This window comes from Bradyrhizobium sp. Pa8 (genome assembly GCF_052588265.1).
Map to the genome: position 1 here is coordinate 2,507,407 of NZ_CP176767.1, position 25,060 is coordinate 2,532,466.

Sequence of the window (25,060 nt, forward strand, 5' to 3'; positions counted from 1 at the left end):
GCCTTCGGCGCTTCTGGCCCCGGTCACCCCTTGGCAGCAACGTACCCATAAAAATTCATAAGAAAGTCCCGAACGGCGAGGGGCTTGACGGCACCGGTTTTTTCCTGCGGATGCGGTATCACGTAGTCTCCATCGCCATATGAGAAGACCTTCGCCTTCACGTACCCGTTCATCACTTGTATCTTCTCGCGCAGCACGACCCAGTGCATTGTAAACGCGGAGCCTTTATCGGACTGGTCGTCATAGTCGATCATATTGGCGCTTATGAAAAGACATACGCGATATCCGCTGTCGAGCAGCCGGTTGGCTTCGTTTACATCGTCGATGTCTTTGTTGTATCGCGAAATGTTGGTATTCTCCCGCACGTCCCGGTACCCTGCCTTGCGAAACCATTGCTCCATTTCGCTCGGCAGGGTGACACCCGCAAGATCGCTGATCTTGCCTGTGTCGTCGAAATCGAGGAACCAGTTCTCCGAATCGCGTATGGAGGCGCATGTCAGCCAATCGACGTGGTCCAGCGACCAGGGTGGCGTGAAGTTCCTCACATCCTTTCCCGGCTTGATCAGTAGGCGGCCAAGGTTCGCCTGCCCCTTCTGATAGAGATCGATCGCGAACCGCGCGTAAGACCCTGGCTTGTCGGACGCGTAGCCGAACATCAGGGCGGATGGCCCGCACAGACTTCCCTGATCTTGATTGATGAGGCTCGGCTTCGCAATGCGCCTGAGAATACCTATGCCGACGCGGTGGGGGTCGAGCTTCGGAAAGAACGTCGTCCTCGTGTTTTTCAGGAAATCGCAGACCATTTCCGCGGCTAGTTTTTTCTGGTCGGAATTGAGGTCGTACGGTCCGATCCCGCGCTTCTCCTTGTATTCTTCTCCGACGAAGAGCGTGATGAGCTTTTTCGAGGTGGGGGAGAGCGTTCTGGAGGTGTTCGCAATGGTGGCCAGGTCGTCCAGCTCGAATGCGGTGACCATGCCGTCTGCGACGGTAGCCCGGATAATGTCAACGATCTCTGCGTAGTCCAGCTTTGAATCGTCGATGAGGCCTTTGCGAAGTGCAGCATCGACGGAAGGAGTCGCGATTGCGTCCCATTGGCCCTTTGGCAGGGCGGGCTTGGCAGCCGCCTTCGTCGACAGTTCAACGAGCCGACTGAATGTCGGGCCGGCAGGCCGAACATAGCCGTCAGGCGTGCCGGGAAAGTTCTTCTTTTGGAAGTACAGAATCGAGTTGTAAAGGCCGTCGCTGGCATAACCGGTCACGACCATCTGTGGTTTAAGCGTGTTCTCGGCGCCGCCGTCGGAAATGGCGATCTTGTTGAGCAGCGAAATGACCAGCTCCTGATCCTTTTTCCAGTTTTGGCAGCTGCGCCCTGTCGTCGCGAACCGTCCGACCTTGTCTTTCAACTGCAGCATATCGCGCCTCCCCGGAACGGGAATGCTGCCTCGAAGGTCCTGACATGCAGCCGAGGCAGGCGTTGTGGCAAGTCTTCCCGCTGTAGGGTTGGTCGCCCCTGCCGTCCCTTGTGTTCATTCGCACGGACAGCGGTCGCCCTGTGGCGAGGTTCACGAATGCGTCATGTCTGCCTATCGGGGTAGACCGGAATTCGTCGGCGCATCGCTAGAATGTCGCGAATGGCCCATTGCGGAATCCCAAGACTCGAGAATTTATTTCCGAACTTAGATCCTTAGCGGACGTGTCGCTTGTTGCGAGGGAATGACAATCGTGGGTGCGAGCCGCCTTCACTTACGAACGAAAAGCGGACGTATCTGGTGCGGTTTCTGGTGCGGTCGTCGCGCTGCGGGCAACGAGAACGAACTAAGCTATTGATGACGCTGGTGGGCCCGGCAGGACTCGAACCTGCAACCAGACCGTTATGAGCGGCGAATATCGATCGGCCTCGCTGATTTTGCTGCGGTTTTGTCCGATTTAGATTGTGTTCGTTGTTGTTTGGCGAGGTCGTTTCGGATGCGAAACGGTGGCGGCTTCCATGCCGGGGTGATCGGTCGCCTCCGAAGGCTCCCTGGGCGAAAATCCGCCGTCCGGGCTTTTGCCAGCGTGGCTGCCCCGGCTCTCGCTGGTGAGAACGATCGCCAAATGGTGTTTTTCCCATCCACACTCGCCGGACTGTGGTAGGTTGAATTTTTTCCGTCATGCAGGTGCTGCATGCAATGCCCGAACTGTCGGGCGCAAGTGCCCGATGAGAAGCGGTTCTGCACGGAATGCGGGGGAGCGCTGCCCTCCGCCTGTCCGCGATGCGGGTGCATCAACCCGTTAAGCTCAAAGTTCTGTGGCGATTGCGGTGCCCAGCTGAGTGCCGGGTCGGCTATGGCACGGCCGGAACTGCAACCAGACGCCTCGCTGCGATCAAGTGTCTCCGCCGAGCGGCGGCAGTTAACCGTGATGTTCTGCGATCTGGTTGGCTCGACGGTGCTCGCCTCACGTCTTGATCCCGAGGACTTGCGCGACGTGATCGGCGCATATCATCACTGCGTTGCAGAGACTATTCGCCGTTTCGATGGCTTTGTAGCCAAGTATATGGGTGACGGGGTGCTCGTGTACTTCGGCTATCCCGCGGCGCACGAGGACGACGCTGAGCGGGCGGTCCGCGCCGGTCTTGTACTTGTGGACGCGGTCGGCTCTCTTCCTGTCACAGAGGAGCCGCTGCGGGTTCGTGTCGGTGTCGCGACTGGACTAGTCGTTGTCGGTGATCTCATTGGAGCCGGCGCTGCCCAAGAGCAGGCCGTGGTCGGCGAAACGCCGAACCTTGCCGCTCGGCTGCAAGCTCTTGCCACGCCTAGCGCGGTCTTAGTCGACCAACGGACGCATCGCGCGGCCGGCGGTCTCTTCGAATACGACGACCTCGGCGCGGTCGAGGTAAAGGGGTTTCTCGAACGGGTGGCGGCTTGGCGTGTCCTTCGCGAGAGCACGGTCGAAAGTCGCTTCGAAGCATTGCATCCTTCCCGTGGGGAAGTGCCCCTGGTGGGGCGCGAAAGCGAACTCGATCTATTGCTCCAGTGCTGGCAGCGAGCCAAGACCGGCGAGGGTCAGGTCGTATTGCTATCGGGCGAGCCAGGCATCGGAAAGTCGCGCGTGGCCGCTGCGTTCGCACAGCGGCTTGCAGACGAACCGCACGCAAGATTGCGTTATTTTTGCTCTCCACACCATCAAGATAGCGCAATGCATCCGACCATCGCGCAGTTGGAGCGCGCTGCTGGTTTCGCGCGCGATGACCTGCCCGAGATCAAGCTCACGAAGCTGGAAACCCTGCTCACTCCGACGCACGCCTCGAATGAGGATATCGCGCTCCTTGCCGAACTGCTGTCGATCCCGACCACCACCACTGGCCGTTACGCGGCCCCGAACCTCACGCCTCAGCGCAAGAAGGATCTGACTTTCGAGGCTCTGCTGCGGCAACTCGTCGTGCTCGCACAGCAGCGGCCGGTGTTGATGGTCTACGAGGACGCCCATTGGATCGATCCGACATCGCGGGACCAGCTCGATCATATCGTGGAGCGGGTGCAGGGGTCGTCTGTGCTGCTGCTCGTCACCTTCCGCCCCGAGTACTCGCCGCCCTGGACTGATCAGGCTCACGTGACCACTCTGACCCTCAAACGGCTCGACCTGCGCGAAAGTGCAGCGCTGGTGCAGCGCATCGCAGCCAGCAATGGGACCTTGCCGGGCGAAGCGGTAGATGAAATCGTCGCGCGGACGGACGGCGTGCCGCTCTTCGTGGAGGAGCTTACCAAGGCCGTCGTCGAGGCCAAAAGCGGTACGAAGGCTCTCCTGTCCGGGACTTCTGTTTCCGCGCGCGCTGTGCCCGCGACGCTGCACGCCTCACTGATGGCTCGGCTTGACCGATTAGGCCCAGCGGCAAAGGAAATGGCGCAGATCGGCGCGGCAATCGGACGAGAGTTCTGTTACGAACTCATCGCGGCAGTCGCCACCCCGCGAAGCCAGGCGGAGGTGCAAGGTGCGTTGGGCCGCCTGGTCGAGGCCGGGCTACTTTTCCAAACCGGCATCCCACCACAAGCGTCCTATGTCTTCAAACACGCGCTGGTGCAGGACGCCGCCTACAGCACGCTGCTGCGCAAGCAGCATCGGCAGCTGCACCGGACCATCGCGCAGAGATTGGAGCAGGACGATACGGCCGTCGCCCAACGCCATCCCGAATTGCTGGCCTACCACTACGGCGAGGCCGGACTTCACAAAAGCGCCATCCCCCACTGGACCGTCGCCGGCGAGCACGCGGCGCGTCGTGCCGCCAATACGGAGGCGGTTCGACATTTTCGCCGAGCACTCGCATTGCTCGAAGTCGAACCCGAGACGCCGGGGCGAGCGGCCGCAGAACTCAAGATTCTCGCTCAGCTCGGACCGGCGATGATGAACGTACAGGGATGGACCGCGCCCGAGGTGGAAAGAGTCTACGACCGCGCGCTCGGGCTTGCACGTGCGATGGACAGCTCGGCCGATTTGGTGGCGCCTCTCATTGGTCTGTGGCTGTTCCACAATACCCGCGGCGAATTCGGGAAGGCACGGGAATCGATCCAGGAACTGTTCCGGGTCGCTCACACCTTGAACGACACAAATCTCCTGCTCCAGGCGCACCATGCTGCCTGGCCGACGCCCCTGCTGTGCGGCGACTTCGCCACAGCGTATACGCAGGTCGAGCAGGGCCTCGCGCTGTACGATGAGCGGCAGCATCGCCATCACGCGTTCCACTACATTGGACACGACCCGGCGGTATGCGCCCACGCGCTCGGTGCGATCATGGCGTGGATGTTAGGTCATCCAGAACGGGCCGCGCAGCACGCCGAGAGCGCGGTGCGCTTCGCACGACGAATGGAGCATGCGCCAACTCTCTCCCACGCGCTGTGGTTCGTATGCGCGTACCACATCTTGCGAGCGGACGTGGCGGCGGCCCTGGTGACAAGTACCGAGACCTTGACGCTCTGCGAGGAGCATCAGCTCGCCCAGCCGAAGGCCGCAGGAATGCTGTTCCGCGGCTGGGCTCTGGTGCGCAGCGGCGAGATCGAGGAGGGCCTGCAATTCGCGCGCAGTGGGTTGGCAGCATGGGAGCAAGGCGGGGTCGGCGCGTTCCTCCAGCAAGGCAGATTTATTCTTGCCGAGACTTGTAGCGTCGCCGGTCGTCGCGATGAGGCAATGGAGCTGCTGGAAGCGGCTCTTAGTCACGGCAACGTAACCGGTGAGAGATGGTGCGAGGCGAGGATTCATCATCTTCGAGGTGAGCTTTGTATTGCGTCCGCAGAGTGGCAACAGGCAGAGCAGTGCCTGCGGAAGGCACTTGATGTCGCGCGTCAGCAGAACGCGCGCGCAATCGAACTGCGAAGCGCCACCAGCCTCGCCCGCCTGTGGCGCGATCAGGGCCTAGGCCGCAAGGCCCACGACCTCCTGGCGCCAATTTACACCTGGTTCACGGAAGGCTTCGATACGCCGGATCTGAAGATGGCAAAGGCGTTGCTTGAGAGTTGCGCTGATTGAATCTGTCCGTGTAGGCATTAGCGGCCGAGTAAGCGACAAAGCGAGGCCGGAGGCTCTCTGCAGGGCGCTGACTGGTGGTCCCGGCAGGACCGGACCGTTATGAGCGGTGAGACCAACCCGACTCGCATAGGACAGTGCTCTCCTACTGCGGTCGGGCCAAAGGTACTTTTGAGCGCGAAATGCACCAAACTCGTTGACCTCCACTCTAACCCGTTGAAATCACCGAAAATGCGAGCGCCCTCCGAGCGCACCATAAACCCACGTTTGCCAGTGCCTATATCCGCATCCGCGACAAACAGAGCCGCGTGAGCTGATGGCCTCTTTCATATCCTGCGACCGACTTTCAACCTTTTGCGGACGCTTGACGGCAGTCAACCCGAACCCATTTTGCGGCCCTTGGTATGCGACGCTGCTGCCTTCGTCCCGCACAGACGTCCAGGCGATCGCAAGGGAGAAGAGCCGCGGGCTCTCATATTCCGGCAATACGGGGCCAAAGCCCAATCGTATTTACGTCTTTCGACGACTGTTGAACAACCTGAAACGCCATCAAGGCGAGCGCGATCATCACGGCAAATAGTATCGATGTCACTGGCATCGGCGGGCTTGGCGTTTTCGGACGCCTGCTTCAGCTTTTCGTGACGAAGCCAGCGCAGTTCTCTAGCGGGGTCCAGCAATCAGACGTGGAAATTTCATGCTGCGAGGTAGATCTCGAGGATGAGAGGTCAATCCGCATCAATCGATCTATTTAAAATTATAGGTACTATCGCGGTTTGTATCGGGAGCGGCGGGACAATGCGAGGGGCATATCGAGATGTTAGACCCGCCAGCCCGGTCGAGCGATCGAAGATCATGTTTCGTGCAGGGTTGACCGAACTCGTCTCGCCAAGTCCGCTAAACTGAAGGGTTTGTCGATAATAGGAAATTCTCCGACGGCATTGCTTCGTTGCAGCACTCCGTCAGCATAGCCCGAGGTGAGCAGGATCTTGATGTCTTTGCGCAGCCGTTTCGCCTCGCGGGCAAGCTCAATGCCGTTCATTCCGTTCGGCATTATGATATCGCTGAACAGAAGTTCAAATGGTTGGTCACCCTGGAGTGTTCGAAGGGCATCTGCTCCGTTGCGGGCGCAGGAAACCTGATAGCCGACTGTGGACAGCATTGTCGAGGTGACGTCCAGGAGATCGTCGTTGTCGTCGACAACTAGAACTCTTTCAGAGCCCGCGGGCAAGGTGTGCGTCTCGGTCATATCGGGTTCGATGTCGGGCTTACTTCTAGCCGCAGGTAGATATAAAGCGATCGAGGTACCTGATCCTAGCGTACTCTCGACAGTTATATGCCCTCCGGACTGTCGGACAAAGCCATAGACCATGCTGAGCCCGAGCCCAGTACCCTTGCCAGGCTCTTTCGTCGTGAAGAAGGGTTCAAAGACCCGATCTCGCACTTCGGGAGACATTCCGCTGCCATTATCTGTGACAGACAGCCGAATGTACAATCCGGGCAAACATGCGGCCATACTTTCCCCCATCTCAATGTTCTGCGTCTTGATCCGGAGAACGCCTCTTTCTGCCATGGCGTCCCGCGCATTCAGGGCAAGATTAAGGAGAGCCGTCTCCAATAGCGCGGGATCGACGTGGCACGGCCACAATTCCTTATCTGTCTGTAGCTCGACTTCGCATCCGTCCCCGACGGCTTGGTGGACAAGCCCTTGAAACTCGGAGATGAGCTCGTTTACGTCGACTATTTTTGGCCTTAGTGACTGCCGCCGGGAAAAGGCGAGGAGTTGCGCCGTCAGCTTTGCTCCCCGATCAGTGGCACGTCGCGCGGCCTCGGCACCCCGGCGGACTTTGCTGAGATCTGACGTGCTATCGATGAGCTCGAGGTTCGCAGAAATTACCGTAAGGAGGTTATTGAAGTCGTGAGCAACGCCACCGGTAAGCTGTCCGACGGACTCCATCTTTTGACTCTGATGGAGTTGTTCTTCCATCGAACGCCGTGCATCCAGTGCGTGCTTGTGTTCGGTGATATCCCGGAGAAAGACCGCGAGGCCTTGACTTGAAGGGAACGCACTAATCGTGTACCAGGCCTGGGAATATGGACAAAGGACTTCGAGGAAGATCGGACGCAGCTCTGACGTTGCATCGCGAATTTGCTTCAAGACCCCCAGATCGGAGGCGGCAGGAAAGGCTTCCGTAAGAGGCATGCCGATGATGTCGCGGTCTTGGGCCAGTTGTAGCTTGGCTGGCCGGTTGAGATAGCTGACGGACCAGTCTCGGTCGATTATGAGCACGCCGTCGGTAGTGCTCTCGAAGATCATCGTGATCCGAGCTGCGGCTTCCTCGGCTTTTTCCTTTGCCTCGGACAATTCGTGCTCACGGTGTTCCAGCGCATCGGCCATCGTGTTGAACGCGCTAGCTACCCGGGTGATTTCTGATGCTCCGCGGATGTCCACGCGCTGGTCGAATTTACCGAAGCGCCATTGATTGGCGGCGTCGACAAGTTTTCCAAGCGGGCGATGAATGAATCGATGGGCGCTCAGCGATGTCAGGGTCAAAACCAGCGCCGTGCTCAGTACAATCTGAAGGATACCCCGCTGCGTACCGCGTTGGATCTCAGCGAACGCCCGGGCCTTGTCCAGACCAAAGCTGATCAGAAGCCCTCCGGAATCATCCCGCAGTTTAGAGTAACCGACAATCCGCTCGATGCCGTCGAGGTCAACGATATTCGCTGTGGTACCCTCGTTGCGACTGGGATCATGGCTGCCGGCCATCTTCCGGCCGACAAACCGGGCATTGTCAGGGTAGTGGGCGAGGTACGTGCCATTCCGGTCGACAATGGCAAGCGCGGCCCCAAGCGGCACATTCCGCCGAATGAGGGAGTCTGCGAGCCAATCCAGGCTGAGAGATGCTATTACGACGCCGCCGACGCGGCCATCATCTCCGGAGAAGGGCAGAGCGAAATGAAGGACGTTCCGGCCGGTCTGACGACCAATCGCGAACTCTCCAACTGTAAATTCTCCGGTTCTCAGAACATCGGCGAGGTAGGGTCTACCGGCCGCGGTCGACGGCTTATGGTCGTTGGTTGTATCGCAGAACGAGCTGCCACTTTTGTCGACCACGATAAAGCTGATAAATCCCGGATATCGTTGCTTGATCTTGGCTAGGTAAGCATTGCACCCTTCGACGTCCTTCGTCTTTATCGTACGAAGCTCAGATAGCGCAATCAGCGCCTGATGAATCCCTTGAACAATCTGAAGTTGCTCTGCGGCGGCGAGTTCCGCTAGGTTGAGAGCCTGGCCCTGCACTTCAATCTGGCGCGTGCGGCGCAGATCGAACTCATTGTAGACAAGCAACGCGATCGCGGGCAGCAACGCGACAGCAATCAGAACATGTAGTCGAAATAGGAGCGTCACCTCTCATCGTGCTCCCATCCTGGCGTTCGAACCCTGCGGAAATAATGCCGCTCTCATCTCGATCGATATCGCTACGCTGTTGTTGATTTGTCCGTCGTCCACTCGGCCTGACCCCACAATACGTTCGCGCGGTACGCGCCAAGTCGAATTGTCCTGCTTCATGCAAGCCTCCATGCTACCCACCGCAAGATCTGGAGGCCGTGCTACAGTTCCATTACAATCGAGGAAAACTTGGTTACGCGAGCAACGCGGCTACTTGGTGACGGTCTCGGTTGGCTCGCCGACTTGCTAACGCACGCGCTGTCCTGGCGACGATTGGGACTACCGCGGACTATTGCGTGACGCCCGGATCCGACCTCTGAAATGAACTATCTTGGGTGTGTCGCGCGCAAACTCGCCGGGATGCCCGGGGGCCGCGCCCGGACGACCTTGTCGCAAGACGTCCTGGTGAGTACTCTGGAACGCACTCCTAATCGCTGCAGAACTGTTTGCCGCCTCTGCTGGAATCCATATGGCCCGTACACGAAATGACTCCTTAGTCCGCGACCCACTCGTAAGAGAGCAAGGATGAACGTTCGCGAAGGAACCGCACTCATCAGAATAGAAACGGCGGAAATGCACGTCCCCACCGGTCACGTTCTCTTCATCGACGGCGTTCCGGGTATTCGGCGGTCATTGACCAGCTTCTTCGCGGTACATGATATGCCAGTCCGTGCTGTTCCAGACTGGCGCAAGGGCGGCCAAGATTTCGAGACAAGTAATCCAAGCCTGATCGTCCTTGATCTGCCGTTGAGAGCCGATGATCGCCTTCGGCCTTTCCGAGATATACAATCGCGCTCAGACGTGCCGGTCATTGTGACCATCGATCACAAATGCGACGGGAGTGATCGTGTCCTCCCGTTAGAAATGGGGGCCGATGATTACCTGACCAAACCCTTAAGCATGAGGGGGCTGCTCGCCGCGTTCGCGCGGTGCTCAGGCGAAGGAAAATCGGAAGAATAGCCCGCGTGCGCGCCCCGAACGGGGTGGATTCAGGTTCGATGGCTGGCAGCATCATAGACGCGCGCGGCACCTTCTCGGTCTCAAGGGCAATACTGTTTTGCGGACCAAAGGCGAGTACGCTTTGCTCCTCGCCTTCCTTGAGACACCGCAGCGGCCGCTCTCGCGCGAGCATCTGCTGCAGGCGACCCGGCTCCTTGAAGACGTTTTTGATCGAAGCATCGATGTCCAAGTGATGCGTCTCAGGCGCAAGTTAGAAGAGGATCCGAGTGCACCTCAGATCATCAGAATCGAACGTCGCAACGGCTATGTCTTCATTCCTACCCGCGCGGCAAGCTGGAAGTTCCTAGACGTGACTTAAACCGTACTAGAGTGGGTCAACCGCGAGGAGACGCGGTCGGAGTGTCCCTTCCGCTCCACGCGTGCGTTCGCAAGTCCGTTGGGCCGACGCCGCGTTCGCATCGCCCGGGGCATACCTTTCGGGATAAAAACGGTGTCGTCAGCAACCCATTAATGAAGAGCTGCACAAGTTCGCTCCAGAGCAGTGGATCCTTGAGGTAGCGGTTCGCGCGCTCGGATGCGCGCAAACCCAAGCGGCAGCTCCGAGGCAGGAAAGTGACGAACGCGATCGGAATCATGACCGATTATCCGACAAAGAGTCACACTCAAGCATCAGGTGGCGACGACAGCTCTATACGCGCGAGAGCGTTGTCGTGAGTATCACAGTTCATCACGATTAGAAGAGTTCTCCTAAACAACCCGAGAATGACCCAACTCATTCGATAGTAGTGAACCTGTGATTGCGCCTCATGGACACATATCGGCGTGCATTCGTCTCGTGGATATGCTCGCAAGCAGGTGATCCAAGATTTCGTATGAAAGCGGTCTCGGTAGCGGGGGCAGATTTTGTCCTCCCCCAAACAGCCCAAAGAATAAAGAATTATGGCTCAAGCCCCGGATGCGAGTTTACTTACCAATTGCATCGATCAACTCAAGAGACCAGTTATGTTGGCAGATGCAGGTGACATCATCGTCGTTGATGACGATTCCACATTGCGGCAGATGGTGATCAGATATCTGGAAGAGCACAACGTGTCGACCAAGGCTGCATCCAATCGGGCGGAATTGCACCGCCTTCTCCAGGGAACACAGCCGAGCTTGATTATTCTTGATCTTCGCCTCGGTCAGGACCATGGGCTGGATCTGCTGCGCGAAATCCGGGCGCATTCTGATGTGCCTGTCATCATTGCGACCGGGCATTGGCCGGACGAAATCGATCGCATTGTCGGCCTTGAGCTCGGCGCCGACGACTACATCATCAAGCCCTTCAGCCTGAGAGAGCTGCTGGCGCGCGTCCGCGCTGTGTTGCGGCGTCAGGAGAGGGGACGCTCGGCGCGCGTCCGTGATCCGGAACGCGGCGGCTATCGCTTCAACGGTTGGAAGCTCGAACGTCGCGGTCGCAAGTTGATAGACCCGAAAGACGCGCCGGTTCTCTTGAGCAAGGGCGAGTATGCGCTGCTGCTGGCCTTTCTCGAAGCGCCACTGCGTCCGCTGACACGCGAGCACCTTCTCCAGGCAACGCGCATCCATGAAGACATATTTGACCGTAGCATCGACGTTCAGGTGTTGCGGCTGCGGCGCAAGCTGGAAACCGACCCGAGCGCGCCGCGCGTCATCCAGACCGAGCGCGGGGTTGGCTACGTCTTTGCAGTATCGGTCGAGCCGTTCTAGGGCGCGACTGACTATACGCGTTCGGTTTCGCGCGCAGCGCGCAACCACACGTAAGATGCCAGAGACGTCAAATCGGCCGACTGCAGTTGTAACCGTATTTTCCGGTGATGGTGACAGCGGCGTAACAGCGGGGCTTCATATTGTCTCCTGCAAACATCGTACAGGAGAATTTAGATGTTGAAGCAGCACCGCTCGCCGGGCGCGAATCGTGTCGTTCGGCTGTCCCAGAACGGGCTTGGCAAAACTGCGTCCTCCGTCCGACCTCACGACTTCGGAAGTCACCGTCCAGACGTGGGACGTGCGGTGTCGGGCAATCTGCAAGGATGTCCTGAAGTTTCGATTGAGGAAGCAGAACCGCCGTTCACCAATCTGTGCCTGATGGCGTTGGCGTTCTTCATGGAAGGCTTTGCTGTCTACGGCGCGTCGTTCCATCCGACCGCTGCGATGCCCGTGCACATAATCCGGGCGTCCGCAACGCCGGGCTTGACCGGCCCCCAACGAACCGCAGCTGACGGCGGGCGCTGCGGCTCGCAGCAGCAGGAAAGCGGCAATGCCATCGAGTTCGAGCGCGCCGCGTGGGCATCCGCATATTCATTGCGCAATTGGACTTGGCTGGAATCGCTTGCAGTTACAATCTCGACGTTCTGGGCGCATTGGCGACGGGAGCGGGAGATCACGAGGGCTGTCGCTGCCTTGTCGCAATATGATGATCGGACCTTGCGAGATCTGGGCATCTGCGGCCGAGCGGAAATCGAGCGAGTCGTGAGGTTCTGCCATGATTGCTGAGACCGTGTATCTCCTCGTCGCAGCATTAGGCTTCTATCAGGCCGCCAGCCGCTCCATCATCTCGCGCGGCCTCAGGCTACGCATGGCTAGCCCGACGCCGAATGTCCGGGTCGAAGGCCATTGGCGGCTAGCCAGCTCAACGGCGCTTCATCAATCAAGAAATGTTGAAGGAGGGGCTGGTCGTTCGCGGCAACAGCATTGCTGAAATGCCATGTGGAGTCCCTTTGCAGCACTTGTCCCGGTGTTCTGAGATCAGAGCTATTCGTGAATTGGTGCGTCGACGCCGCGTCGTTGCGGCGTCGGCATTGATTTTTGCTTGTCTTCAACCCTCCTCGGCGCCGTCCCAGTTGCGTGCACTGGCGCCGGTATCGAAAAGCATCGAAGAGCCTATCACACCGATACCCGTTCCTCCGGCTCTCGATCCGCTAAAGGTCAGACTTGGCGAGCGCCTATTCGACGATGTCCGCTTGTCGCACGACAATTCGCGAAGCTGTTCGTCCTGCCACGACGTCGGTACAAATGGCGCGATCGCAAAGCCGCACGACGTGGATGCGGATGGTGCTGAACTGCCGGTCAATACCCTCACCATCTCAGTTCGTTGCTCAACTTTCGGTTGGGCTGTGAAGGAAAGCTCCGAAGTGTAGAATTTGACGCCAGGGCGTCGCTGGAAGACCCGCGCATCATAGGTAGCGGTGTCGCCGAGGTCAGGACAAGATGAACCTCGATCCCGGACTGCGTGCCAACTTCGCCTCTACCTACGGCCGCCGGCCCGACGCCAACAATATCGTCGACGCCATCGCAAGCTTCGAGCGCACCCTGGGCACACCTCGCAGAAGATTCGACTGTTGGCTGGCGGGAGAGTCTGGTGCGCTGTCAGTTGAGGAATTGAATGGATACCTTCTGTTCAAATCACTGGGCTGCATCTCCTGCCATCAGGGTGTCAATGTCGGCGGCAATCTGTTTCAGCGTCAATGCATCTTTCATCCGCTGGCCTCGCCCAATCCAGCCATTCTGCGCGTACCAAGCCTGCGCAATGTTGCTCCGACGCCTCCTTGCTTCCATGACGGCAGCGCGCCCATTCTTGAAGATGCGGTCCGTAAGATGGCGTGCACACAACTGAACGCGAAGCCAACATGTATCGATCAAGGCGCTGGTCGCGGAAGCAACGACACTGCTCGCCGCGTCGTTACCGTCACATGTGAAAGTCGCGGTGAGCGAAACGGGTGAAGGGGCAACAGCAACTGTCTCGGGCGAACCGGCGCAATTGCAGCAAGTCATTCTGAAACTATGAAACAACGCTGCCCAGCCGATGAAAGAGCCGGCTTTATTGAGCTGCGCATCGCTGCCCACGAAATCTCGCATCCGCAGCGAATTCGACAGATCGAGCTGGATCCCGCCCGCTTCACGATTATTTCGGTATCCGATCCAGGATCGGGCATGGATCAAGCAACGCTGGAGCGAATCTTCGAGCCGTTCTTCATGACACGCGCCGATGGCAATGGTCTTGGGCTCGCAACAGTCCGCGAGATCGTCGAACAGCATGGTGGAGCCATCGCCGTGAAGAGTGCGCCTGGCGCAGGAACACACTTTGTTGTGTGGCTGCCGGCCGGCGGGCTTGGTGCGCCGATAACCCTGCAGCCTGCGCCCGACCTGGCGCTTCGTGGTACTGGTGAAAGCGTCCTGGTGCTCGAAGCTGACCATAGGCGCCTGCTGCGCTACGAGGAGAGTCTGGCCGCACTTGGTTACGAGCCGATCGGCTTTACAAAGCGCGCCGAGGCCGAGACAGCCTGCCGCGCCGGACGGGCTGGTTCGACGGAGCCTTGATGTGTCACGTGCCTGGAGGATCCTCGCTCGACCTCGCGGCGTCGCTCCATGAAGTCGCGCCGGGCTCCCGATCATTCTCGCAAGTCCGTCGACGCATGATCTCGACGCCCCCTTGCTGGCGGCTTCGGGAGTAACCGACCTGGTCCATCACGCGCTGGTGTCTGCTGAGCTTGCTGCCGTATTGGCGCGACGCCTCGCGATATCGTCCGCCGGCGAAACGTCCACCGCGTCGTGTCCGCGCGGCAGCGATATAGCTAGCTCGATGGTTGCTCCGTTGCACTGGTAACGCGTTATCGCGCACGCGAAGTGATCATGTAGCGCAGCTCTCCTATCCATCGCTTTCAGTCGTTCACCCGAGAGCGACCTGACACGATCGTGATAGGGGAATATAATGTTGAAACGACTTGGGCACTCTGTTGTCGCTGCCTCGTTCCTATTCGGGTCAGCGCCCGTCTTTGCCGGCGCGTCCGTGTATGACGACGCCCCGGAAAAAATCACGATCTTGGCCCGCCAGGCTCCCGTAGGTCATCGGCAGCCGCGCCCACGTGACATTCCTGGAACCGTGCAATTGTCTCCAATCGAAACCGAATTGAAGCGGCTTGACGACGAAGTTGACAAGAAATTGATCATTTGTCGTGGGTGTTAGCGATAGACATCTGCTCTGCTGCTCTCCGCGCCGAAACGCGCGCGTGACGGCATTTCGGCTGCAAGACGTACGTATGGGTGAGCTGCGCGTCGTTTTGACCCGTATGGAAGATATCGTGCGCTTCTAATCCTTTCCCGAGCATTGCGGCGGTTTGCAGCAGTCGCTGACAAGCCCGTGCTGACGAACGCTCTTGAAAAGCGAGGCCTTCGCGACTGGTTCGCTCATTCGACAGTGCCATCAGAAAGAATAGTGATCTTGGGGCAACTGTTGCAACGAAATCGACCCTCTGCGGGGCGGCGTATCGTCGAGATGGCGAACCGTTATCGCAAGTGAGGCGCCAGAGCCGCACGTATTTCGCTGTCACAGGGGCGCCCCCCAGGTTGGGGGGCGTCTAGTTGGACCTGTTTCTAGCAGCCGCGCACTGTGGCCAAATCGACATTTGGGCTGGCCTTAAGGGGGCGACTGGTTGGTGCCAAGCAAATGAGTCAATTCTCCACACTGGTGTCAGCGACAGTCGACGTTTGCAAACGTCAACGAACGATGACATTTTGGATTGCCAGCAAGGCAGCAACTCGCGTTCATCGCGGCAGCTCGATCCAACCATGCAAGAGCCGTGAGTGTGCTATAGCTTGGCTTTGCCAGTCTTATTAGGCAGAACGCTTGTGGGCGCCACGCGAACGTTTCTTGCGACGCCGCTGGCGACGCTCAAGTGGGCGTTTTGGTGGTGAAGGCAACGCAGCTTGCGAATGCCGTATATCGCTGGCGCTTGGATCATCGCGATTAACTTCGGAATTCGTTGCTGCCCTGAGTTCTAGCTCGGCCAGGAAAACGCGTCCCTCGTTCGTAATGATCCATGTGCCCCGCTCACGTGTCACAAGTTGTTGGCCAAACAGATCGAGGTTCGGGGCGAATTCGGCAAGCCGCCTCATGCGTCTCACCCAATCCGGCCCGCTGGTATAGAAGATCGCGAGGTGCTGCTTAACCACCTCGATAGTGCCGCGCCCATCGGGCTGTCCGGCGAGGATCTTCAATATCGATAGCTGAAAACTCAAGAGCGCGACTCAAACGCTACGACCAAGTCCTCCCCCTTAATCGAGCTCGGTTTGATCTTGAAGCCTGCTCAGAGCGTTTCCAAGCGAAAACCTTGATCGGTAAGCCTAACTGTCAGGGTTAAGCGGGCAGCCAGTGACGAGGGAGGAGGCGCGCCCGCGAAGCGAGCCAGGCTCTCAGCGCTGCGCGCTTACCGAGCCAATTTGTCTCGGTCCTTCGGGTTACGATCCTTCGCGTAAGGAGCAATGAGCTCCTCGCCGGGGGCACTCGGGAAAGGGGCTCGCCTTCGGCGATCGCTATCACTGCCCCTGTCCCGGGTGCCGCTGTTAACCGGTCTTCTCTAACCGGGGTTGAGACGTCAAGTACGAAATCTGATCCAATTACCGCATTGTGGTTGTGCCTTCCGAACCTACCGTGGTGTCAAAGCTATCCGGCGATCGCGCTTCTCTTCGAGGTCGGGATCCCCGCCTCATGATGATGTTCGTGAAGAAGTGGCGGGACCATCTCGGGGACGCAGTCGCGGAGCGATTTGCTCGCGCTGCAGACCGGTTATCACCCTCGCCATTCCTCGTCCTACCGGACTCCTTGACAGCCTTTCGGCCGTGTTCTGCTGATCAGTGCATTCGGATGTTAGGCTGCCGCTGCGACCTCCGATCTTTCCCACCGGAAGTCGCTGCCGTCGCACCACATACGGTGCAGGATGACGGATATCTTGCGAGCCACGGCTACCAGCGCATTTTTCATTGAACTACGCTTAGCGATGCGGATGCCCCACGCCTTCAACGAGCACCACCGTTTAGTGTTGACCATTAATGAGTGCGCGGCTTCAAAGAGGTGTTCTCGAGCAAAGGCATCGCCGCACCGGGTGATGCGCCCGTTGTAATCGACCTCTCCCGACGCGTATTTGCCTGGGGTCAGTCCAAGATGGACACCAACATGCCGTGATTTACGGAAGCGGCCTGGATTATCGATAGTCGTCTTGAATGCCAAAGCTGTCAGGGGACCAACGCCAGGAACCGTCATGAACCGACGGCAAGTAGCATCGCTCCGAACCAGGCGCCCAATCAGGCGCGTCAACACGCGTGCTTGTTCGCCGAGCATGCGCCGGGCTTCGAGCAATGGAACGACGAGGGCCTGTAAATCTCCATCAGCCACGATCAGCCCGCGGACACGTTCTTCAAAGCGGCTTTGGCCGATAAGCCCCACTTTGAATCCGAAGGTTCGAAGTGCCGCCCGAATATGATTGTTGAGGTCGCGTTGCTTGTCGAGCAGGCACCGGCGACTGCCCATCAACGCGCGCAGCTTTTGGCTGTCTTCAGATTTGATGTGAACCGCCTTAAACCACCCTGTTCGCATCATTTGCGCAAGCGCACGAGCATCGTTGCGGTCCGTCTTGACAGTTTGGGCTTGCATCACGCTCTTTGCGTGCCGGGTCTCAACACAAATGACGGGTAATCCGCCTTCCGAAAGCCCCTTGTGCAGCCAGGAGGAACATTGGCCGGCTTCTAGCCCAATGCGCTGCAAAGCGAAGCGGGTATTTCTCAGCCAGGAAATTAGCGCCTCGGGTTCGGTATCCGTCACTCCTTCCCGGACGATATTTCCATCTCGATCAACGATGCAGATCGCGGTGCGCTTCAGAGACACGTCGAGTCCAGCGAAGTAATTCATCAGGATCTCCAGCTCATCTTGTTGGGCGAATCGATCGACGTATTATGCGCCCGAGAGGTCGGTGCCCGGTTACTTCATCTCGTCGCTGCACTCGGTCCCGCGTGCCGTCCCCGCGGTTGCGAGGACGTCGCTAGGCTCACGCTCTTGCGGGTGCCATTTCATTTTCAGTGATGCGCCTGCGGCGCACACAATTGGGGTCTGCGACCCCGGCGATCAAGGGCAATGCAAGCGCCGCAAGAGGCGCCCTCGACCCCGCTCATTGGCGCCGGCCTAGATGCGGTAATGGGCCCGGCTCCGAGCAAGGGGTCATGATGGTGGCTGTCCCCCGATAGATGATGAAACGGGGTCACGATTTGAGTCGGCCCCAAGCATCTGGAGACGGAGGACAGCCGTGGACAATTATGCCGGAATCGACGTGTCATTGGAACTGTCGAGCGTGTGTGTTGTGGACGCCCAGGGTAAGATCCTGAGGGAAGCAAAGGTCGCAAGCGAGCCCGGCGCCTTAGTTGAGCTTTTTGAGGCGCTCGGCTTTGCAGTGAAGCGGATCGGGCTGGAGGCTGGGCCGCTGTCGCAATGGCTGCATGCGGGCCTGAGAGGTGCAGGATTCGAAACAGTTCTGCTGGAAACGCGGCACGTGAAGGCCGCGTTGTCTGCAATGACGGTTAAGACGGATCGGAAGGATGCCCGCGGGATCGCCCAGTTGATCCGGATGGGGTGGTATCGATCGGTACACGTAAAGTCGGTTGACGCGCAAGAGATCCGGGCACTCCTGATCGCACGCAAACAGCTTCTCGGGCGGCTCATCGATGTAGAACTAAGTATCCGAGGGATTTTGCGCGGCTTCGGTCTGAAGGTTGGTCCGGTGACGCGAAGGAATTTCGAAGCGCGGATTCGAGAGCTGGTTGCGGGCCAGGCGACATTGGAGCGCATTGCCGATGCGATGCTTTCGGCGCGATCGACCCTGAAGGCAGAATACGGAAGGCTACACAAGGCTGTGCTGGCAGCTGTGCGTGACGATGCGGTCTGTCGCCGGCTGATGACAGTGCCAGGCGTTGGTCCCCTAGTGGCTATTACCTACAAATCGGCGATTGATGATCCTAAGCGCATTGCAAAGTCAAAGGCAGCAGGCGCGCTGTTCGGGCTCACACCAAAGAAATATCAATCGGGAGAAAAGGACGTCACGGGCGGAATCACGCTGGCCGGCGATGAGACGGTGCGGACGGTCTTGTATGAAGCCGCCAACGTTCTGCTATCGCGTATCACACGGTTCTCGAAACTCAAGCGCTGGGGGATGGACGTCGCCAAACGGCGAGGCTCGAAGCGCGCAAAAGTCGCCCTGGCACGTAAGCTCGCAGTGATCTTGCATCGGATCTGGGTCGACGGCACAACTTACCGATGGGCTGAAGCGGGGCCGATAGCGGCATAGAACAGGCGGAGGAAATTAAGAACGCAACCGGGCTGAACTGAAGCCCAATGCCCGAAGTCCCGTCGCCGGGACGGTGGATCCGGTGAAGCCGTTACACGCCCAGTGGCCGTCGTCTGACGAACCACGCGTATCTAGATAGGCTCACCGCTCCCTCTGACAGCATGATGTGGCGGCCAGGCGTCGACCACGGACAGAAGCATGAGCTCGGCGGCGTGACGTTCACTCGGGAGGCTTGACATCATCGGGCCCATTACAGAAGGGCGTGTACTCATAAACGTCGGCTTACGAACGCAAAGCGGAAGTCTGCCACATTGAGCGTGATCGGCGGCTTGTGACCCATAGCCGACGCAGGCACAGTTCTAGCCGCCCTCTGGGCCGGCTTCACTGCAACGTCGTTCTAACTACGAAATTCGATTAAGCCGGCGTGAAATTCAACGATCTGCTGACCGGGTTCAGTAGGCTGCACATTTCGCACCACGCGGCGGAGACGAAATCTATGACCAGTGGATGATCAAGGAACTGGCCCGGCACGGCTACAAGCTCAGCCCGTAACGTACCCGCTGCTTCATGGCATGGAGCGGAAAGGCGTCCTGCGGTCGCGCAAGGAACATCCTGGGCGAACGGCGCGCACCCTCTACCGCGACGCCGCTTGATAAACGCGGGTTCGCGCTCGCGAAGTTTGCGGGTCCTTGCGTTCACCGGCCAAGCCATCAAGAAGTAGGCGATCGCATTATACGTACGTGATCAGCCCGGCGAAACCTTCGTCCATGTGGTCTTGGTGATGGCAGTGGAAGAAGGTCGGCCCGGGATTGTCGGCGACGAAATCGACCTCGGCAGTAGAGTATCTGGGCATGCTAATCGTATCCTTGATCACCCCGGATGTCGGCTTGTCCCCGACCTTCGTGATCTCGAACGAGTGGCGATGCAGGTGCACGGGATGCTCGTCGCCGCTGTTGTTGTTCAGCACCAGACGGTACCGCTTGCCCTTGACGACGGTGAAGAGCGGATTCGTGTCCGGCCAGGAGTTTCCGTTGATGATCCAGCGATTGTAGCCGCCCCTTCCGCCCGGAATTTTCTCGAACTTGAGGCCGATCGTCTCGTCGGGCGACGCCGCCGTCACGTCGGAGCGCCCGAATGCGGTGTAGTCCCAACTAGATTTCGCGGGCTCCGACCAGGTCGGCTCGCCGGTGCGACCAGCGTATTCGATGACCACGCCCATTCCCATGTTGCGGTCCTCGTCGTCCGTCGAGCCGAAGACCCAGACGCCGGGATTGTTCATCTCCACGATCACGTCGGCGCGCTCGGCGACGTCGAGTTTCAGGTTATCAACGGTCGCAGATGTCGGGACCGGATTGCCATCCAGCGCCAGCACCTTGAAACGATGTCCGGGCAGCGCAAGCGAGATGCCCATATTGCCGCTCGCGTTGAGCACCCGGAAGAGCACGCGCTCGCCTTCGCGCACCCGGATCGGTTCTCCGTGGCCGAGCATGCGATCGCCGAGGGTCGCGGCGTGATACATGACCTCCAGTCCGTTGTCCGGCGGCGGGCCTTTTTTGATGTCCTGCATGCTGACCCAGTGACCGCCCCAATGGTGAGCGGCAAGAAGCACCTCGCGGTCATAGCTGCCGGGATCGCCGGCGGCGGGCTCCACGATGAGGAATCCGAACTCGCCCGTATAGGTGCTCTTGTTGAGATCGGTCATGGCCATCGCGTGGCTGTGGTACCAGCGGGTCCCAGCGGGTTTCGCGACGTACTCGTAGGTCAAGGATTTGCCGGGCTCGATGATCGGCGAGCCTTCTTCCGTCGACCCATCCTGCTGCGAAGGGATCATCAAGCCGTGCGAGTGGATCAAGTTAGGGTAGCCGGAATCGTTGGTGACTTCGATCCGGACGGGCTGGCCTTCCTTGACGCGCAGCGCGGGCCCGGGAACAGTCCCGTTGTAGGCGGTGGTCTTGATGACCTGTCCGGGCGCGATCTCAAGCGATGTCGGTGCAATTCTGATCTTGTGGTCGACAGTCGCCTTGGGCCGCGCCTGAGCACGAACGAGCGGGAGGGTCTTGGCGCTCATGAGCGAGAGTGCACCGGCCTGCGCGCCGCGCAGCAGAGTTCTCCGGCTGATAAGCGATCGTCTCCGCGTGTCTCCACGTCGATCGATCTTTGTCATCGCTCTAGCCTCCTTCGGACGCCGTTGAGTACCACCGGTCGATCCGCCCGCGACAGCCAAGAGAGCAAATTCCGCCAACAAAAGAAGTTGAGTGAGGGAGTCCGTTTTAGCCGAAGCCGACGAGAGAACCGCCCTTTTATCGAAATTCGATAACCGCTAAAACGACGTCCGAAGATGCGGGGGTGAAGGAAAAGTATGAGGGATGACGCGACCGACGGGAACACAGGTGTCGTCTCGCCTGCTGAAGTGCTCCTGATCTTTCTCAAATTGGGGCTGACGTGTTTCGGCGGTCCGATCGCCCACATCGGTTACTTCCGCGACGAGTTCGTTCTGCGACGAAAGTGGATCGATGAGCACGCCTTCGCCGACCTCGTCGCCCTGTGCCAATTCCTGCCCGGCCCCGCCAGCAGCCAGGTCGGCTTCTCGATCGGCCTGACGCGAGCCGGTTATCTGGGCGCGCTCGCCGCCTGGGCTGGGTTCACACTACCTTCGGCCGCGATCCTAGTCCTCTTCGCGTACGGCGCCGGCGCGCTGAGTGGGCCGGCCGGTGCCGGCCTACTGCACGGGCTCAAGCTAACCGCAGTGGCCATCGTGGCACAGGCAGTATGGGGCATGGCGCGCAACCTCTGTCCCGACCGCGAGCGCGCGTCGATCGCGGTAGTGGCGGCGTTGATCATCCTCTTCAGCACGGCTTCGATCGCCCAGATCGGCGCTATTGCTCTCGGCGGCCTCGCCGGTCTGTGGCTGTGCCGCAGCGATGCGCCGGCGCGGTCCGGACACGTCGAAATCCGCGTCTCGCGGATCATGGGCCTGATCACCCTCGGGATGTTCTTCGTCCTGCTGGCGGGGCTCCCCGTGCTGCGGGGCTTGACGGGGTCCACCGGCGTCGCCCTGTTCGATGCGTTCTACCGCTCTGGCGCGCTTGTCTTCGGCGGCGGCCACGTCGTGCTCCCGCTCCTCAGAGAGGCCTTCGTCGCGCCTGGCTGGCTGGGCGACGACGCCTTCCTTGCCGGCTACGGTGTCGCCCAGGCGGTGCCGGGCCCGCTCTTCACTTTCGCGGCCTACCTCGGCACGGTGGTCTCTCCAGAGCCGCACGGGCTCGCGGGCGCAGCGCTCGGCCTGATCGGCATCTTCCTGCCCGGAATCCTAGTCCTGCTTGGCGCGCTGCCGTTCTGGGAGTCGTTCCGGAAACGTGCCGGCGCCCAGGCCACGATGCGTGGCGTCAACGCCGCAGTGGTCGGCGTGCTCGGCGCTGCCCTTTACGATCCGGTTTGGACTACGACCGTGCACACGGGGAAGGATTTCGGCATTGCGCTTGTCGGCTTCGTTCTGCTGGTCGCCTGGCGCGCCCCTCCGCTTGTCGTCGTCGCCTTCATCGCCGTTGCTGGAGCTCTAGCGGCGCTAATCTGACTTCGGGCTGCGGGCTCCCACGGCTCACCACGGCGTTTCACTCCTGCGATGTCAGCAAGTGGCCCATCAGCGAAGTGGCGGCACGCCCCATTGGGGTCGGCTAATTGGGGCGGAGCAGACTAGATTTTCTCAAGTTGAGTTCTTCGCAGTTTGACCCTGAACGGACATGAGGCGGGGATTTCGTCCGTCACTCTAATCATTCCGGCTTTCTGTCTGGACGTTCAATAAGTTCATATATGGGAACGTGGGTGCTTTCCGACCACGATTCTAGCGCAGCTCCGCAGACCGTGCAGATCGCGTCACCCGTATGCGGCACCAAGAAGTTCTCTTCGATGCGTCTGTACTCGGCGCCGCAATTGCATTGAACAATCGTCGCCATCCCCCCAATATGCGCTTGCGGCCGTCGATTTTCCAGCAGGAGTTTCGCCACAATCATTGACCCACGACCTACTCTGCATTGTAACGCCGATCTGCCAATCCAGCAGCCGAGGAAGTTTCAGTTGGTGGTCAATCTTCGAACGGCCTAGCCACTTGGTCTAACCGTGTCGCCGCTTAGACGAGATCACAATCGGTACGAGCTCGGCTCTAACTGGCTTCGATCGCTGCTCCGGTTCCGCCGCAACCTAATTTTCTGTCGGCCGTTGTCAGAATGCTGGATGATCAGGAGGAGCCCATGGACGCCAACACGCTGACACCTGCTGCTACACTCGCAAAAAAAGGCAAGACGCCGTTCTCTGGCGAAAGCATCGCCTATCGCAAGGCGCGCGAAACTTTGCTCGCGGGCGAGATCGAATTCCGGCGCCATATGACACGACTCGCCGACCAACGCCGCGCGTTGCCGCCCGGACCGCTTATTACGAAGGATTATCGCTTCAAGGACGCGAACGGCAGCGATGTGGGACTGATCGACCTGTTCGGTAAACATGACGCCCTTGTCACTTATTTCTGGATGTATGGCCCGCAACGTGAGCGCCCCTGCCCGATGTGCACCAACTGGCTCGGGGCAGTGAACGGCAATGCCGCAGACATCAAACAGAGGGTCGCGCTCAAGATCCTCGGCCGCAGCAGTGTCGAGCGGCAGTTTGCCTTTGCAAGCGAACGGACCTGGCGGCATCTCGATTTCGTGCAGACGGTCGGCGACGACTATGCCAACGACCTCGGTCTGCTCAACGCCGACAGCTCGGAAAATCCTGCGCTGGTTGTGTTCAAACGTGACGGCGACAAGGTGCGGTTGTTTTGGGCGAGCGAGATGACCAAGGAAATGGCCGACCCGGACCAAGACCCGCGCGATGCGCCCGACATTGCTTCGCTATGGTCAATCCTCGACCTGACGCCGGGCGGGCGAGGGACCGAGTGGTATCCAAAGCTGAGCTATTGAGGCAAGGTGTTCGCCACAGAGATCGACAGTTTGATGTTCTGCGCACCTTCATGAGGCGACCGTGAGGCGAGCATCGGTGTTTCCCGTCAAGCGAACCCATGGACTGGTTCGGTTGGATGCGCGAGGCGACCGACCAACGGCGGCCAGTCGATGGATCAAACGGACGGTTTGATGGCTTTATCGGTATGTCTGGAATTGGCCCATCGCTAGTGTTGACGCGGGGCTGCTACATGTCGGTTCGGAGGGGTAGACCGGAAGTGTGCAGTGGAGCGCTAGACCGACGCTTTTGACCCAACACGGACCTTTGAACCCCAGCAATCCGCCGATCGCGTAACCTACCTCAACGGCGGCGTGAAAACCTCCGCCAGCCGACAACGGCCAGTTGACGAACGGGTCGAAGCCCCCTGAACCGACAATAGCTAACGCACCGGAGGGAACATGGCTTCAGATCAGCGACTTTTATCTTTTGCCTGCTGATTGCAATTCCGCGCACCTTGATTGCGGGTGAGGCGCTTGATGCTGCCGCCATGGACGAGATGCACAAGCACTTTTCAGAAGCTTACAATCGAGGTGATCTGGACGCTATGGCCGCGACGTTCGCCGAGAACGCGGTACGCGTTACGCCCAGCGGCATCTTTCAAGGGCGGGACGCCATTCGCCGGAGCTTCAGCGATGCCCTCAAGCTCGGACTGCATGACTATTCGGTTCAGAGAACCGTCTCGCGTCCTGAAGGCTCCTTCGTCTTCAACGCTGGCACATGGCAAGCCAAGGTGGGAGACCGACCGTTTCACGGTTTTTACTCATCCATACTTACCAGCGAGAGTGGACAGCCGAAGATCGTCGAAGAAACAGTTGCAGTTGCTGCACCCTGATCGTCTCGTGGTGACTGGCAGAACCGGGGCTGCAAAGTTCCGCTTGTGGCCCTTAGCGGACTAGCTAGGGCGAACTGGCCATGTCCGGTCTTGAAGACTAAACGGACACGGGCCCTACCTCCGCGCGGGCTGATCGGGTTTATGAGTACACGCCCTTCTGTAATGGGCCCGATGATGTCAAGCCTCCCGAGTGAACGTCAC

The 25,060-nt window shown here is 59.3% G+C and carries 17 protein-coding genes and 1 pseudogene; 13 read left to right on the forward strand and 5 right to left on the reverse strand.

Annotated elements, in window-relative coordinates:
* Positions 1 to 23: 23 nt before the first annotated feature.
* Positions 24 to 1,412 (reverse strand): hypothetical protein, encoded by a 1,389-nt coding sequence (locus ACKWRH_RS11445; protein ID WP_445220597.1) that lies wholly within the window; start codon positions 1,410 to 1,412, stop codon positions 24 to 26.
* 751 nt (positions 1,413 to 2,163) lie between these two features.
* Here ACKWRH_RS11445 and ACKWRH_RS11450 point away from each other — a divergent pair.
* Both ACKWRH_RS11450 and ACKWRH_RS11455 read left to right on the forward strand, forming a co-directional pair.
* Positions 2,164 to 2,289, forward strand: a pseudogene (locus tag ACKWRH_RS11450) (double zinc ribbon domain-containing protein); the annotation flags it as partial.
* Positions 2,290 to 2,325: 36 nt separating this feature from the next.
* Positions 2,326 to 5,499: an AAA family ATPase gene (locus tag ACKWRH_RS11455; protein WP_445222373.1), complete on the forward strand. Its 3,174-nt coding sequence runs from the start codon at positions 2,326 to 2,328 to the stop codon at positions 5,497 to 5,499.
* An 847-nt stretch (positions 5,500 to 6,346) separates the two neighbouring features.
* On the opposite strand, the gene ACKWRH_RS11460 is transcribed toward ACKWRH_RS11455, so the two are convergent.
* Positions 6,347 to 8,905, reverse strand: a complete 2,559-nt coding sequence (locus ACKWRH_RS11460; RefSeq protein ID WP_445220598.1) for an ATP-binding protein — start codon at positions 8,903 to 8,905, stop codon at positions 6,347 to 6,349.
* Between the two features lie 567 nt (positions 8,906 to 9,472).
* Here ACKWRH_RS11460 and ACKWRH_RS11465 point away from each other — a divergent pair.
* The 7 genes from ACKWRH_RS11465 to ACKWRH_RS11495 all read left to right on the forward strand — a co-directional run bounded on the left by ACKWRH_RS11465 (position 9,473) and on the right by ACKWRH_RS11495 (position 14,245).
* Complete coding sequence (locus ACKWRH_RS11465) at positions 9,473 to 9,907, forward strand: response regulator (protein WP_445220599.1); 435 nt, start codon at positions 9,473 to 9,475, stop codon at positions 9,905 to 9,907.
* A 121-nt stretch (positions 9,908 to 10,028) separates the two neighbouring features.
* A complete protein-coding gene (locus ACKWRH_RS11470) occupies positions 10,029 to 10,265 on the forward strand; it encodes a winged helix-turn-helix domain-containing protein (RefSeq protein WP_445220600.1) in 237 nt (78 codons plus the stop codon).
* A 644-nt stretch (positions 10,266 to 10,909) separates the two neighbouring features.
* Positions 10,910 to 11,635 (forward strand): response regulator, encoded by a 726-nt coding sequence (locus tag ACKWRH_RS11475; RefSeq protein ID WP_445220601.1) that lies wholly within the window; start codon positions 10,910 to 10,912, stop codon positions 11,633 to 11,635.
* 174 nt (positions 11,636 to 11,809) lie between these two features.
* Entirely contained in the window at positions 11,810 to 12,421 is a 612-nt protein-coding gene (locus ACKWRH_RS11480; RefSeq protein WP_445220602.1) for a DUF1127 domain-containing protein, read from the forward strand.
* A gap of 161 nt (positions 12,422 to 12,582) precedes the next feature.
* Positions 12,583 to 13,065, forward strand: coding sequence for a cytochrome c peroxidase (locus ACKWRH_RS11485; protein ID WP_445220603.1), 483 nt, complete (start codon positions 12,583 to 12,585; stop codon positions 13,063 to 13,065).
* 70 nt (positions 13,066 to 13,135) lie between these two features.
* Positions 13,136 to 13,648, forward strand: coding sequence for a cytochrome-c peroxidase (locus ACKWRH_RS11490; protein WP_445220604.1), 513 nt, complete (start codon positions 13,136 to 13,138; stop codon positions 13,646 to 13,648).
* A gap of 60 nt (positions 13,649 to 13,708) precedes the next feature.
* Positions 13,709 to 14,245, forward strand: a complete 537-nt coding sequence (locus ACKWRH_RS11495) for an ATP-binding protein (protein ID WP_445220605.1) — start codon at positions 13,709 to 13,711, stop codon at positions 14,243 to 14,245.
* A 1,293-nt stretch (positions 14,246 to 15,538) separates the two neighbouring features.
* Here the strand turns inward: ACKWRH_RS11495 and ACKWRH_RS11500 are convergent.
* The gene (locus ACKWRH_RS11500; protein ID WP_445220606.1) at positions 15,539 to 15,943 is read right to left on the reverse strand and encodes a hypothetical protein; all 405 of its coding nucleotides are present in this window, start codon (positions 15,941 to 15,943) and stop codon (positions 15,539 to 15,541) included.
* 628 nt (positions 15,944 to 16,571) lie between these two features.
* Entirely contained in the window at positions 16,572 to 17,609 is a 1,038-nt protein-coding gene (locus ACKWRH_RS11505) for an IS110 family transposase (protein ID WP_445216676.1), read from the reverse strand.
* A gap of 391 nt (positions 17,610 to 18,000) precedes the next feature.
* On the opposite strand from ACKWRH_RS11505, the gene ACKWRH_RS11510 reads away from it, so the two are divergent.
* Complete coding sequence (locus ACKWRH_RS11510) at positions 18,001 to 19,035, forward strand: IS110 family transposase (RefSeq protein WP_445216185.1); 1,035 nt, start codon at positions 18,001 to 18,003, stop codon at positions 19,033 to 19,035.
* Between the two features lie 730 nt (positions 19,036 to 19,765).
* Here the strand turns inward: ACKWRH_RS11510 and ACKWRH_RS11515 are convergent.
* Positions 19,766 to 21,199: a multicopper oxidase family protein gene (locus tag ACKWRH_RS11515; RefSeq protein WP_445220607.1), complete on the reverse strand. Its 1,434-nt coding sequence runs from the start codon at positions 21,197 to 21,199 to the stop codon at positions 19,766 to 19,768.
* Between the two features lie 195 nt (positions 21,200 to 21,394).
* Between ACKWRH_RS11515 and chrA the strand changes: the two genes are divergently transcribed.
* The 3 genes from chrA to ACKWRH_RS11530 all read left to right on the forward strand — a co-directional run bounded on the left by chrA (position 21,395) and on the right by ACKWRH_RS11530 (position 24,859).
* A complete protein-coding gene (gene chrA, locus ACKWRH_RS11520; RefSeq protein WP_445220608.1) occupies positions 21,395 to 22,609 on the forward strand; it encodes a chromate efflux transporter in 1,215 nt (404 codons plus the stop codon).
* A 673-nt stretch (positions 22,610 to 23,282) separates the two neighbouring features.
* Complete coding sequence (locus tag ACKWRH_RS11525) at positions 23,283 to 23,987, forward strand: DUF899 family protein (RefSeq protein WP_445220609.1); 705 nt, start codon at positions 23,283 to 23,285, stop codon at positions 23,985 to 23,987.
* 527 nt (positions 23,988 to 24,514) lie between these two features.
* Positions 24,515 to 24,859, forward strand: a complete 345-nt coding sequence (locus ACKWRH_RS11530) for a YybH family protein (RefSeq protein WP_445220610.1) — start codon at positions 24,515 to 24,517, stop codon at positions 24,857 to 24,859.
* Positions 24,860 to 25,060 lie beyond the last annotated feature (201 nt).